At 69.5% G+C, this 12,908-nt stretch carries 9 protein-coding genes and 1 tRNA gene; 3 read left to right on the plus strand and 7 right to left on the minus strand.

Annotation, left to right across the window (positions count from 1 at the left end; genetic code table 11):
- Nucleotides 1-127: 127 nt before the first annotated feature.
- Entirely contained in the window at nucleotides 128-2,848 is a 2,721-nt protein-coding gene (gene polA, locus BM076_RS17335; RefSeq protein ID WP_093714464.1) for a DNA polymerase I, read from the minus strand.
- Between the two features lie 236 nt (nucleotides 2,849-3,084).
- On the opposite strand from polA, the gene BM076_RS17340 reads away from it, so the two are divergent.
- Both BM076_RS17340 and BM076_RS17345 read left to right on the plus strand, forming a co-directional pair.
- Nucleotides 3,085-5,403: an FdhF/YdeP family oxidoreductase gene (locus BM076_RS17340; protein ID WP_093714465.1), complete on the plus strand. Its 2,319-nt coding sequence runs from the start codon at nucleotides 3,085-3,087 to the stop codon at nucleotides 5,401-5,403.
- A gap of 54 nt (nucleotides 5,404-5,457) precedes the next feature.
- Entirely contained in the window at nucleotides 5,458-5,943 is a 486-nt protein-coding gene (locus BM076_RS17345; RefSeq protein ID WP_093714466.1) for a PaaI family thioesterase, read from the plus strand.
- A 43-nt stretch (nucleotides 5,944-5,986) separates the two neighbouring features.
- Here BM076_RS17345 and BM076_RS17350 read toward each other — a convergent pair.
- Nucleotides 5,987-6,069: transfer RNA gene (locus BM076_RS17350), tRNA-Leu, on the minus strand.
- Between the two features lie 90 nt (nucleotides 6,070-6,159).
- Between BM076_RS17350 and BM076_RS17355 the strand changes: the two genes are divergently transcribed.
- On the plus strand, nucleotides 6,160-6,801 hold the full coding sequence (locus BM076_RS17355; RefSeq protein ID WP_093714467.1) for an ANTAR domain-containing response regulator: 642 nt from the start codon (nucleotides 6,160-6,162) through the stop codon (nucleotides 6,799-6,801).
- Nucleotides 6,802-6,880: 79 nt separating this feature from the next.
- Here the strand turns inward: BM076_RS17355 and BM076_RS17360 are convergent, their stop codons facing one another.
- The 5 genes from BM076_RS17360 to BM076_RS17380 form a co-directional block, all read right to left on the minus strand.
- On the minus strand, nucleotides 6,881-7,597 hold the full coding sequence (locus tag BM076_RS17360) for an ABC transporter ATP-binding protein (RefSeq protein WP_093714468.1): 717 nt from the start codon (nucleotides 7,595-7,597) through the stop codon (nucleotides 6,881-6,883).
- Nucleotides 7,594-8,565 (minus strand): ABC transporter ATP-binding protein, encoded by a 972-nt coding sequence (locus BM076_RS17365; protein ID WP_093714469.1) that lies wholly within the window; start codon nucleotides 8,563-8,565, stop codon nucleotides 7,594-7,596. The genes BM076_RS17360 and BM076_RS17365 overlap by 4 nt, the downstream gene beginning before the upstream one ends.
- A gap of 7 nt (nucleotides 8,566-8,572) precedes the next feature.
- On the minus strand, nucleotides 8,573-10,462 hold the full coding sequence (locus BM076_RS17370; protein WP_093714470.1) for a branched-chain amino acid ABC transporter permease: 1,890 nt from the start codon (nucleotides 10,460-10,462) through the stop codon (nucleotides 8,573-8,575).
- 5 nt (nucleotides 10,463-10,467) lie between these two features.
- Nucleotides 10,468-11,397, minus strand: coding sequence for a branched-chain amino acid ABC transporter permease (locus BM076_RS17375; protein ID WP_093714471.1), 930 nt, complete (start codon nucleotides 11,395-11,397; stop codon nucleotides 10,468-10,470).
- 110 nt (nucleotides 11,398-11,507) lie between these two features.
- Nucleotides 11,508-12,755 carry a branched-chain amino acid ABC transporter substrate-binding protein gene (locus BM076_RS17380; protein WP_245796116.1) on the minus strand — a complete coding sequence of 416 codons (1,248 nt, stop codon included), beginning with the start codon at nucleotides 12,753-12,755 and terminating at the stop codon, nucleotides 11,508-11,510.
- Nucleotides 12,756-12,908 lie beyond the last annotated feature (153 nt).

The raw sequence follows: 12,908 nt of genomic DNA on the forward strand, positions 1-12,908 counted from the left end.
CCGGCAATACGGCAACGCCGGCGCCCCCTCGGCGGACCTTTCACCAAGGGGTCGCGACTCGTTCACACAGCCCGTTCACAGACTCGCGCGGGCCCGCAGGGCGCCGCCCGCGCGACCGCGGACCGGCTCAGTGCGCCGCCGACTCCCAGTCGGCGCCGTCACCCACCGACACATCCAGCGCCGCCCGCAGCGGATACGCGCCGGCCATCTCGCGGCGCACCAGCTCCTCGACCTTCGCCCGCTCGCCCGGTGCGACCTCCAGCACGATTTCGTCGTGCACCTGGAGCAGCATCCGCGACGCCAGCTTCTCGTCCGTGAGCGCCTGGTCGACCTTGAGCATCGCGATCTTCACGATGTCGGCGGCCGAGCCCTGGATCGGCGCGTTGAGCGCCATCCGCTCGGCCATCTCACGGCGCTGCCGATTGTCGCTGTTGAGATCCGGCAGATAGCGGCGGCGGCCCAGCAGCGTCTCGGTGTAACCGGTGACCCTGGCCTCCTCCACCACCCGGTGGAGATAGTCCCGCACCCCGCCGAACCGCTCGAAGTACGTCTCCATCAGCCCACGCGCCTCGACCGCCTCGATGTTCAGCTGCTGCGACAGACCGAACGCGGACAGCCCGTACGCCAGGCCGTACGACATCGCCTTGATCTTGCGGCGCATCTCCGCGTCCACCGCGTCCCGCTCCACACCGAACACCTGCGAGCCGACCGTGGTGTGCAGGTCCTCGCCGGAGGCGAAGGCCGCGATCAGCCCCTCGTCCTGCGACAGGTGCGCCATCACCCGCAGTTCGATCTGGCTGTAGTCGGCCGTCAGCAGCGACTCGTACCCCTCGCCGACGACGAAACCGCGGCGGATCGCCCGGCCCTCGTCGGTGCGGACCGGCACATTCTGCAGATTGGGGTCGGTGGACGACAGCCGGCCGGTGGCCGCCACCGTCTGGCTGAAGGTGGTGTGGATCCGCCCGTCCGGGGCGATCGTCTTGACCAGGCCCTCGACGGTGACCCGCAGCTTGGCCTGCTCGCGGTGGCGCAGCATGATCACCGGCAGCTCGTGCTCGGTCTGCGCGGCCAGCCACGCCAGCGCGTCGGCGTCCGTGGTGTACCCCGTCTTCGTCTTCTTCGTCTTCGGCAGGCCCAGCTCGCCGAAGAGCACCTCCTGGAGCTGCTTGGGCGAACCGAGGTTGAACTCGTGGCCCACCGAGGCGTGCGCCTCGGTCACCGCGTGCTGCACGGCCGCCGCGAACTGCTGCTCCAGGCCCTCCAGATGGGGCCGGTCGGCGGCGATCCCGGCCCGTTCCATCCGCGCCAGCAGCGCGGAGGTGGGAAGTTCGACGTCGCGCAGCAGATCGGCGGCGCCGACCTCGGTCAGCCGCTCGCCGAACACCTCGGCCAGATCCAGCACCGTACGGGCCTGCACCATCAGCGCGTCGGCCGCCGCGGCGCCCTCGTCCTCGCCCTCCTCGCCGAACGCCAGCTGCCCGCCGGCCGCGTCGGCCGGCGCCAGCTCACGGCCCAGATACTCCACCGACAGCACGTCCAGCGCGAAGGAGCGGCGGCCCGGCTTGATCAGATACGCGGCCAGCGCCGTGCACATCGTCACCCCGGCGACCGACCAGCCGTGCTCGGCGAAGACCCGCTCCACATTCTTCGCGTTGTGCAGGATCTTCGGCCGCGCCGGGTCGCCGATCCACGCCGCGAACGCCCGCTCGTCCGCCTCGTCCAGCTCCGCCGGGTCGAACCAGGCCGCGACCTCCGCCGACGCCAGCGCCACCTGCGTCACGCTCCCGGCGCCCAGCGCCCAGGTGTCCACGCTCGCCAGGCCCAGCGGCGCCCCGCCGTGCTGCTCCAGCCACGCAGGCAGGTCGCCCGCGGCGAGCATCGTGCCCTCCACCGCGACACCCTCGGCGATCTGCGCCTCCTCCTGCTCCGCGCCCGGGTCGGCGGCGAACAGCCGCTCCCGGAAGTTGGAATTGCGGAATTCCAGCACGTCCAGCACACCGAGCAGCGCGTCCCTGTCGTACGGCTCCCGGGCCAGGCCCTCGGGGCCGGACGGCAGCGCCACGTCCCGCACCATCTCCGTCAGCCGCCGGTTGAGCTTGACCGCCTCCAGGTGGGCCCGCAGATTCTCGCCCGCCTTGCCCTTCACCTCGTCCACCCGCTCGACGAGGTCCGCGAACGAACCGAACTGCGTGATCCACTTCGCCGCGGTCTTCTCACCGACGCCCGGGATGCCCGGCAGGTTGTCCGACGGGTCGCCGCGCAGCGCCGCGAAGTCCGGATACTGCTGCGGCGTCAGCCCGTACTTCTCCTCGACCTTCGCCGGGGTGTAGCGCGTCAGCTCCGACACGCCCTTCGTCGGATACAGCACCGTCACGTTCTCCGTGACCAGCTGGAACGAGTCCCGGTCGCCGGTCACGATCAGCACCTCGTACCCCAGCGCCTCGGCCTGCGTCGCCAGCGTGGCGATCACGTCGTCCGCCTCGAAGCCCTCCACCGCGAACCGGCTGACGCCCATCGCGTCCAGCAGCTCACCGATCAGCTCCACCTGACTGCGGAACTCGTCCGGCGTCTTGCTCCGGTTCGCTTTGTACTCGGGGAACTCGTCGAACCGCCACGTCTTGCGCGACACGTCGAACGCCACCGCCAGATGCGTCGGCCGCTCGTCACGCAGCGTGTTCGCCAGCATGGACGTGAACCCGTAGACGGCGTTCGTCGGCTGGCCCGTGGCGGTGTTGAAGTTCTCCACGGGCAGCGCGTAGAACGCCCGGTACGCCAGCGAATGCCCGTCCAGCAGCAGCAGCCGGGGGCGGTCGGTCGTCGTCTTCGATGCGGATGCGTTGTCTGCCACGCCCCGATCCTCCCACGCGGGTACGACAACGCCCCGCCTCCGGCGCGGTACCGGCAACTCTGAACGCCCACCCGTCTGTAGCCATCGAGCCAAAAGGCGCGCCGGTGTCGAAAGAGACGATGAGCAGGGAGCGATGGGGGCACCCCCGGACGGAGTCTGGGGGAGAGCGACCGTCGAAGAGGAACGTCGACACCGGGTCTAAGCGCCCGGAGGCGAGAGGGCGGAATAATAGGGGTATGGCGAAGAAGTCTCCGGCACACGACCCCGTCCAGGACGCCCCGCACGTCACGCCGCCCAAGCACAGTGCCGCGGGACTGCCCGCGATCGGGCACACCGTCAAAGTGGCCGGGCAGCAGATGGGGGTGCGGCGGGCGACGCTCACCCTGCTCAAGGTCAACCAGAAGGACGGCTTCGACTGCCCCGGCTGCGCTTGGCCCGAGGGCGACAAACGGCATGTCGCCGAATTCTGCGAGAACGGTGCCAAGGCCGTCGCCGAGGAGGCGACCCTGCGCCGGGTCACACCGGACTTCTTCGCCGCCCACCCCGTCTCCGACCTCGCGCGCCGCAGCGGCTACTGGCTGGGCCAGCAGGGCAGGATCACCCAGCCGATGTACCTGGCCGAAGGCGCCGACCACTACGAGGCCGTCCCGTGGGAACGGGCCTTCTCCATCGTCGCCGACGAACTGACCGCGCTGGACAGCCCCGACGAGGCCGTCTTCTACACCTCAGGACGCACCAGCAACGAAGCCGCCTTCCTCTACCAGCTCTTCGCCCGCGAACTCGGCACCAACAATCTGCCCGACTGCTCCAACATGTGCCACGAGTCCTCCGGCTCCGCCCTCACCGAGACCCTCGGCGTCGGCAAGGGCAGCGTGCTGCTCGACGACCTCTACAAAACCGACCTGATCATCGTCGCGGGCCAGAACCCCGGCACCAACCACCCGCGGATGCTCTCCGCCCTGGAGAAGGCCAAGCAGGCCGGCGCGAAGATCGTCACCGTCAACCCGCTGCCCGAAGCCGGCCTCGAACGCTTCCGCAATCCGCAGACCGCCGCGGGCCTGGCCGGCACCGGCACCGTGCTCAACGACCTGTTCCTCCAGATCAGGCTCGGCGGCGACCAGGCACTCTTCCGTGCACTCGGCCGCCTCATGCTCGAAACCGGCGACCGCGCCCTGGACCGCGACTTCATCGCGGAACACACCCACGGCTTCGCCGAGTACGAGGCGGCGGCGCTGGCCACCGACTGGGACGAGGTGGAACGCGCCACCGGGCTGCGCCGCGCCGACATCGAGAAACTGCTCGCCCTCGTCCTCGACGCGAAGAGCGTCGTCGTGTGCTGGGCCATGGGCCTCACCCAGCACAAGCACGCGGTGCCCACCATCCGCGAAGTCGTCAACTTCCTGCTGCTCGGCGGCAACATCGGCCGCCCCGGCGCCGGCGTCTGCCCCGTCCGCGGCCACAGCAATGTGCAGGGCGACCGCACCATGGGCATCTTCGAACGGCCCCCGGCCGCCTTCCTGGACGCCCTGGAGAAGGAATTCGGCTTCGCGCCGCCGCGCGAACACGGCCTCGACGTCGTCCGCGCCATCCGCGCGCTGCGCGACGGCACCGCCAAGGTCTTCTTCGCCATGGGCGGCAACTTCGTCTCCGCCTCCCCCGACACCGACGTCACCGAGGCCGCCATGCGCAAGGCCCGGCTGACCGTCCACGTCTCGACCAAACTCAACCGCTCGCACACCGTGACCGGCGCCCGCGCCCTCATCCTGCCCACCCTCGGGCGCACCGAGAAGGACCGGCAGGCCGGCGGCCCGCAATTCGTCACCGTCGAGGACTCCATGGGCATGGTGCACGCCTCACGCGGCGGCCTCGACCCCGCCTCCCCGCACCTGCTGTCCGAACCCGCCATCGTCGTACGGCTCGCCCGCGCCGTCCTCGGCGACCGCAGCGTCGTGCCGTGGGCCGACTTCGAACGGGACTACGACACGATCCGCGACCGCATCTCCCGCGTCGTGCCCGGCTTCGACGACTTCAACGCCAAGGTGCGGCGCCCCGGCGGCTTCACCCTGCCGCACGCGCCCCGCGACAGCCGCAGCTTCCCCACCGCCACCGGCAAGGCCAACTTCACGGCCGCCGCCGTCGAATACCCGCACGTGCCGGAAGGGCGGCTGCTGCTCCAGACGCTGCGCTCGCACGACCAGTACAACACCACCATCTACGGCCTCGACGACCGCTACCGCGGCATCAAGAACGGCCGCCGCGTCGTCCTGCTGCACCCCGAGGACGCCGCCGCCAACGGCCTGGCCGACGGCGACTACGCCGACCTCGTCAGCGAGTGGAAGGACGGCACCGAGCGGCGCGCCGACGGCTTCCGCGTCGTCCACTACCCCACCCCGCGCGGCTGCGCCGCCGCCTACTACCCCGAGACCAACGTCCTCGTGCCCCTCGACCACACCGCCGACACCAGCAACACGCCCGCCTCGAAATCCGTGGTCATCCGGCTGGAGCGGACCTCCGAGCAGGCCCCCGGCGCACGGCCGGCACCGACCGTCCGGTAGAAAACTGAGCAGTACACACGCCTGACCGGACGAGGACGATCGGAGCACCACCCCATGGGCGAGCGGACCACCACCCACTTCCCGCCGGAGATCCTGGAGCAGTACGCGGGGCTCGGCGTCGACCTGCGGGGCCTGTTCTCCGGCGGTCACCTCGGTGAGCGGATGGGCATCGAGATCCTGGAGGCGGCGCCCGAGAAGGTGGTCGGCACCATGCCCGTCGAGGGCAACACCCAGCCGCTCGGGCTGCTGCACGGCGGCGCCTCCGCCGTGCTCGCCGAGACCCTCGGCTCGGTCGGGGCGATGCTGCACGGCGGGCCCAGCAAGATGGCCGTCGGCGTCGACCTCAACGCCACCCACCACCGCGGCCTGCGCGCCGGCACCGTCACCGGTACCGCCACCCCGGTCCACCGCGGCCGCTCCTCGGCCACCTACGAGATCGTCATCACCGACGAGGCCGGCAAACGCGTCTGCACCGCCCGCCTCACCTGCATGCTCCGCCCCGCCACCCCCACCGGCTCCACCACACCCCCGGCGAACTGACGGGGCGGGCCTGCGGCGCCGATCGGCGCGGGACTTCTACAGGTACCGGGTGCGGGATTCGAACCCGCACGTCCTTTCGGACAGATGTGTTTGAGACATCAGCGTCTGCCATTCCGCCAACCCGGCCAGGTCGCGTGCCCAGCGTACCGTGTAGGTGCGCGGCGTCGCAGCTAGGTAGGCTCTAGGTGCAGCACCCCGCCTGATACGAGGAGCACCGTGAGCGCGCCCGACGAGTCCGCCGTTCCGCTCGAGGACGAGCAGTCGAAGTCCCACGTACCTCCGTTGACGACGCGGGTCGTCATCGCCGAGGACGAGGCGCTGATTCGGCTCGATCTCAAGGAGATGCTGGAGGAGGAGGGGTACTCCGTGGTCGGGGAGGCCGGGGACGGCGAGACCGCGGTGAAGCTGGCCGAGGAGCAGCGGCCGGATCTGGTGATCCTCGATGTGAAGATGCCGGTGCTCGACGGGATCTCGGCGGCGGAGCGGATTGCCGGGGCGAAGATCGCCCCGGTGCTGATGCTGACCGCGTTCTCGCAGCGGGAGCTGGTGGAGCGGGCCAGGGACGCGGGGGCGATGGCGTATCTGGTGAAGCCGTTCAGCAAGAGTGATCTGGTGCCGGCGATCGAGATGGCGGTGAGCCGGTTCCAGGAGCTGAAGGCCCTGGAGGCGGAGATCGCGGATCTGTCGCTGCGGCTGGAGACGCGCAAGCTGGTGGACCGGGCGAAGAGTGTGCTGCAGACGAAGTACGGGCTGTCGGAGCCGGCGGCTTTCCGCTGGATCCAGAAGACGTCGATGGACCGGCGGATGTCGATGCAGGCGGTGGCGCAGGCCGTGATCGAGGAGGTCGCGGAGAAGTAGCCGCCCGGCACGGCCGACGCTCAGGGCCCGCACCCCTTTCCGGGGGTGCGGGCCCTGAGCGTTGTCGCGGGACTGTGGGTCAGTCCTCGCCGAGGTACGTCTTGCGGACGCCTTCGTCGTGGAGCAGGTCCTGGCCGGTGCCGGAGAGCTTGATGGTGCCGATCTCCATGACGTGCGCCTGGTCGGCGAGCGAGAGCGCGGCCTGCGCGTTCTGTTCGACGAGCAGGATGGTGGTGCCCTGGGACTTGAGTTCGACGATGGTCGTCATGATCTTCTGCATCATGATCGGCGACAGGCCCATGGAGGGTTCGTCGAGCATGAGCAGTTTGGGCTGGGACATCAGGGCGCGGCCCATGGCGAGCATCTGCTGTTCGCCGCCGGAGAGCGTGCCTGCTGCCTGCTTGCGGCGTTCCCCGAGGATGGGGAAGAGGTCGTAGGCGCGCTGGATGTCCTTGGTGATGCCTGCGGCGTCCTTGCGGAGGAAGGCTCCGAGCTGGAGATTCTGCTCGATGGTGAGCCGGGGGAAGATGTGCCGCCCTTCCGGGGAGTGGGCCAGGCCCAGGGCGACGATGCGGTGGGCGGGCACCCGGGTGAGTGCCTTGCCGTTGAAGCTGACGCGCCCGCCGACGGGCTTGAGCAGTCCGCTGAGGGTGCGCAGCGTGGTGGTCTTGCCGGCGCCGTTGGTGCCGATCAGGGTGACGATCTGGCCTTCTTCGACGGAGAAGGAGATGCCTTTGACGGCCTCGATCTTGCCGTAGGCGACCCTGAGGTCCTCGACTTCGAGCAGTGCGGTCATCGGTCGTTCTCCTGCTCTTCCCCTGCGTCGTCTGCCGCGATCCCGGCGTCTGCCCCGGCTTCGGCCCGGGTCCCGGCCCCGGCCTCCGCCTCGGCCTCGGCCCCGAACCCGGCCTCCGCTTGCTCGACCGCCGCGTCGCCCTCGTCGGCGGGCGCCCCTTCGAAGGGCTCGCCGAGGTAGGCCGCGATGACGCGTTCGTCCTGCTGGACGATGTCGGAGGTGCCCTCGACGAGTTTCTCGCCCTGGACGAGGACGGCGACCCGGTCGCAGAGGTTGAAGATGAACCGCATGTCGTGCTCGATGACCAGGACGGCGATGCCCTGGTCGCGGATGGCGAAGACCAGTTCCTCGGTGGCCCGGGTCTCCTGCGGGTTCATGCCGGCGGTCGGCTCGTCCAGCAGCAGCAGGCCGGGTTCGCTGGCCAGTGCGCGGGCGATCTCCAGCTTGCGCTGTTCGCCGTAGGGGAGGTTGCGGGAGAGGTGGTCGGCCTTGTCGGCGAGGCCGATGAATTCCAGGATCTCCATGGCCCGCTCCCGGGACCGGGCTTCGGCCTTGTGGTAGCGGGGGCCGCGGATGAGGGCGGACAGCAGTCCCTCGCGGGTCCTGGTGTGCCGGCCGACGAGGACGTTCTCCAGCACGGTCATGTTGGAGAAGAGCCGGATGTTCTGGAAGGTGCGGGCGACACCGGCCTGGGTGACCAGGTGCGGTTTGGGCGGCAGGATCTCGCCGCGGTAGCTGACGGTGCCTTCGGTGGGGACGTACAGACCGGTGAGGCAGTTGAAGAAGGTGGTCTTGCCCGCGCCGTTGGGGCCGATCAGGCCGACGATCTCGCCGCTGTTCACGGTGAGGTCGACGTCGCGGACGGCGGTGAGGCCGCCGAAGCGCATGATGACGCCGCTGGCCTGGAGCAGGGGGCCGCCGTCGGGGGCCTGCGCCGGGGTCGGCTGCTCTTTGGTGATGGTGGTCATGGTGTCCTCACGCCCCTGCCGAGCTGACCGGGACGGTGTCGTCGCCGAGCGGACGCTTGCCGGGTACCAGGGTCTCGTCCTCGTGGAATTCGAGCTGGCGGCGCCGGTTGGGGATGATGCCCTCGGGCCGGAAGCGCATGATCAGGACGAGGGCGAGGCCGAAGGCGAACAGCTCGTACCGCTGGAGGAAGCCGAGCTTCTCCGGGATCAGGTAGAGCAGTGCCGCGCCGAGGATCGGGCCGCTGACCGTACCCATGCCGCCGAGGACGACGGCAGCGAGCAGGAAGGCCGAGTTGGGCGGGGCGGCGCCGGCGAACTGGTACGGGCTGGGCACCACGTTGTAGGTGACGTGGGCGCTGACGGTGCCGGCCAGGCCCGCGAGCGAGGCGCCGAGGGCGAAGGCGATGAGCTTGACCCGGAAGCCGTTGATGCCCATCGCGGTGGCGGCGGTCTCGTCCTCACGGATGGCGACCCAGGAGCGGCCGATCCGGGAGTCGGCGGCGCGGGTGAAGATCAGCACCACGATGACGGTGATCAGCAGCATCAGCAGGTAGTAGTTGGCGAACCGGCCGAGGGTGACGGAGCCGACGTCGTGCGAGTCGCCGAGGTTGTAGCCGAAGATCGACAGGTCGGGGATCTGCGAGATGCCGTTGGGTCCGTTGGTGACCTTGGGGCCCGATACGCCGTCGAGGCTGTTGACGACGATGCGGAAGATCTCACCGAAGCCGAGCGTGACGATGGCCAGGTAGTCGCCGCGCAGCCGCAGGGTCGGGGCGCCGATGAGGACGCCGAAGACGAGTGAAGCGGCCATGCCGGTGAGGGCGGCGGCCCAGAACGGGAACTGGACGCCGGACCAGATGGAGAACGGCGAGCCGGAGACCAGGGCGGCGGCGTAGGCGCCGACGCCGAGGAAGGCGACGTAACCGAGGTCGAGCAGGCCGGTGAGGCCGACGACGATGTTGAGGCCGAGGGCGACGGTGCCGAAGATCAGGATGTTGACGCCGAGGTTGGCGTAGTGCTCGTCGTTCTGCGCGAAGGGGTAGGCCAGGGCGGCCAGGAAGCCCATCGTGTTGGCGAACGAGCGGTGGGCGGCGGTGAGTCCGGAGAACTGCCGCAGCAGGCCGGACGCGCTGAGTGCCCAGATGGCGAAGACCACGACGATCAGGAAGCCGAGGAAGATCTCGGTGTATCCGGTGGCGAGGCCGTAGGTGAGCACTTCGAGGCCGACGGCGGCGGCGAGGGTGATGATCAGCCGCTGGACCCAGCCGGGCAGCCGGGTCGGGTCGGGCACCGGCAGGTCGGTGTGGTGGGGGCGCAGTTCGCGCAGCCATTTGTAGCCGGCGACGGCGACGGGGACGGTGGAGAGCCGGCCGAGTTCGAAGTACTCGGCGTTGGGGTCCTCCTGGGGGTGCCGGTGGATCGGCAGCGCGAGGGCGCCGATCAGCAGCACCAGGGTGCCGACGGCGGCGACGAAGCCGCCGGGGTCGAGGTTGGCCAGGCCGCCGAGTTCCTGGGCGATGGCGATGACCGTGTACCAGGTGGTGGCGAAGGTGCCGAGCGCCAGCAGCAGGACGGCGTTGTGGGAGTGGTTGGGCGCGAGCCAGCGCAGGCCCTTGAGGCCGAAGGCGCCGAGCGCGAACAGTCCGGTGAGGATGCCGCTGACCAGGGTGAGGACCTGGAGGCCGCCGGGGTAGCCGGTGACGGTGAGGTCGCCGGGGAAGTCGGTGGTGTAGGTCCAGGACATGAAGGTCGCGGCGATGGTCGCGACGACGCCGATCAGGGTGACCGCGCGGGCCGCGGTGAGCGGCAGCGGGACGAAGGGGGCGATCCGGCGGGCGGACGGCTTGGCGGTGGTGACGGCCGCGGTCTCTGCGGCGGCTACGGGGATGTCGGTCATCGGTGTCACGCCCTGTCCGCGACGCGCTCGCCGAGCAGGCCTTGCGGCCGGACGAGCAGGACGACGATGAGGAGCACGAAGGCCCAGACGTTCGCCCAGCTTCCGCCGCCGAGCTGCTGCATGCCCGGGATGTTGGAGACGTAGGCGGAGGCGCAGGATTCGGCGATGCCGAGGACGAGGCCGCCGAGCATGGCGCCGTAGATGTTGCCGATGCCGCCGAGGACGGCCGCGGTGAACGCCTTGAGGCCGGCCTGGAAGCCTATGTCGTACTTGACCTGGCCGTATTTGAGGCCGGAGGCGAGGCCCGCGACGGCGGCGAAGAAGCCGCCGATGGCGAAGGCGATCACGATGATGCGGTTGGTGTCGATGCCCATGAGCTGGGCGGTGTCCGGGTCCTGCGCGGTGGCCTGCATGGCGCGGCCGGTGCGGCTGGTGCGGACGAAGGCGGCCAGGCCGATCATGCAGACGACGGCGGCGCAGACCAGGAAGATGTCGCCGCTCTGGATGCTGATCGAGCCGACGTGGTAGGGGCCGCCGGGCAGTTGCGGGAAGCTCTTGGCGTTGTCGGCGCCGGGGTACCAGAGGAAGATCGCCTGCTGGAGTGCCAGGGAGAGGCCGATGGCCGTGATCAGTGGTGCCAGGCGTGGTGCGCCGCGCAGCGGCCGGTACGCGAAGCGTTCGGCGGCGATGGCGATGAGCACGGACACGATGGCGCCGCCGAGCAGCATCAAGGGCAGTGCGAGCCAGATGGACGTGCCGTCGGGGAGATTCGTCCAGACCGCGAGCGCCCCGAAGGCACCGGTCATGTAGATCTCGCCGTGGGCGAAGTTGATGAGCTGGACGATGCCGTACACCATCGTGTAACCGATGGCGATGAGCCCGTACATCGAGCCGATGAACAGCCCGTTGGCCAGCTGTTGCGGCAGGGTGTGCACCGCATGGCCTCCATGTCACTGAGGGAGCAGGGGGGAAGGTACGCCGGATGTGAGCGGGGCCGCGCGGTCGGGGTGACCGGCCGCGCGGCCCTGGGTGCTACGGGAGTCGGTCAGCCGTTGTAGGTGCCGCTCTTCACTGCTGCCCACGCACCGTTCTTGACCTGGTACACGGTGAGCTGCTTGTTGGTGGTGTCGCCGAATTCGTCGAAGGAGACGTGTCCGGCGATGCCGTCGAAGTCGGCCTTCTGGACGGCGTCGACGAGCTTGGCACGGGCGTCGTTCATGGCGGGGAGCTTGCCGCCGTTGGCGTCCATGACGGTCTTGACGCCCTTGATGATGGCGGTGGCGGCGTCGTAGGAGTAGCCGCCGTAGGTGCCGTAGTCACCGGGGTACTTCTTCGCCTTGTAGGTGGCGATGAAGTCCTTGGCGCCGGCGAGCGTGGTGACCGGGACGCCGACGGAGGTGGCGAGGTCGCCCTCGGACGCCTTGCCGGCCGTCTTGATGTAGGTGTCGGAGAACATGCCGTCGCCGCCCATGAGCGGGATGTTGACGCCGGCCGCCTTGAGCTGCTTGGTGATCAGCTCCGACTCGTCGTACTGGCCGCCGTAGTAGAGGATGTCGGCCTTGGAGTTCTTGATCTTGGTGACCAGCGTCGAGTAGTCGGTGTCACCGGTGTTGACGTGGTCGGTGCCGGCGATCTTGCCGCCGAGCTTGCCGAACTTGTCCTTGAAGATGCCCGCGAGGCCGGCGCCGTAGGTCTGCTTGTCGTCCACGACGAAGGCGCTCTTCTTCTTGAGCGTGTTGTACGCGTAGTCCGCCGCGAAGCCGCCCTGCAGGGCGTCGGTGGTGGCGGTACGGAAGTAGGTCTTGAACGGGCGGACCTTCTTGCCGGCGTTCCAGTCCTTGCCCTGCGTCAGGGTGGGGTTGGTGTTGGACGGCGAGATCTCGACCATGTTGGCGGTGTTGAACACCTGCTGCATGGACTGGGCGACGCCGGAGTTCAGCGGGCCGACGGCGGCGATCACGGTGTTGTCCGCGACGAGCGCCGTGGCGTTCTGCTGGCCGGTGGCGGGCAGCGCCTTGTCGTCCAGCGCCTTGACCTTGAAGGTGACGCCGGGGACGAGGTTGTTCTTGTTGGCGTCGTCGACCGCGATCTGCACGCCGTACTGGATGCCGAGGCCGGTGGCCGAGTTCTGCCCGGTAAGCGGAGCGTCGACACCGATGACAACGGTGGTCTTGGCGCTGCCGGTGCTGTCCCCGCTGCCCTTCTTGTCGTCGTCCCGCGAGCCGCAGGCAGTGAGCGTGAGGGCTCCAGTGGTGAGTACGGCGGTCAGTACAAGCAAGGAACGGTGTCGCACGATCAGTCCTTTCCCCTGGCGCGGCCGTCTCTGATGAGACGCCGAGTCGCGCGCTGGAACCCGAACTGACAAATCCGGAGGCGCGGTGACTGGCCGTGACTCTAGGCGCGTGGAGGGGGGTCGGGCAGAGGTCGAGTGAAGAGTGTGACTGTC

The organism is Actinacidiphila alni (assembly GCF_900112845.1).
In the GTDB taxonomy this organism is placed as follows: Bacteria; Actinomycetota; Actinomycetes; order Streptomycetales; family Streptomycetaceae; genus Actinacidiphila; species Actinacidiphila alni.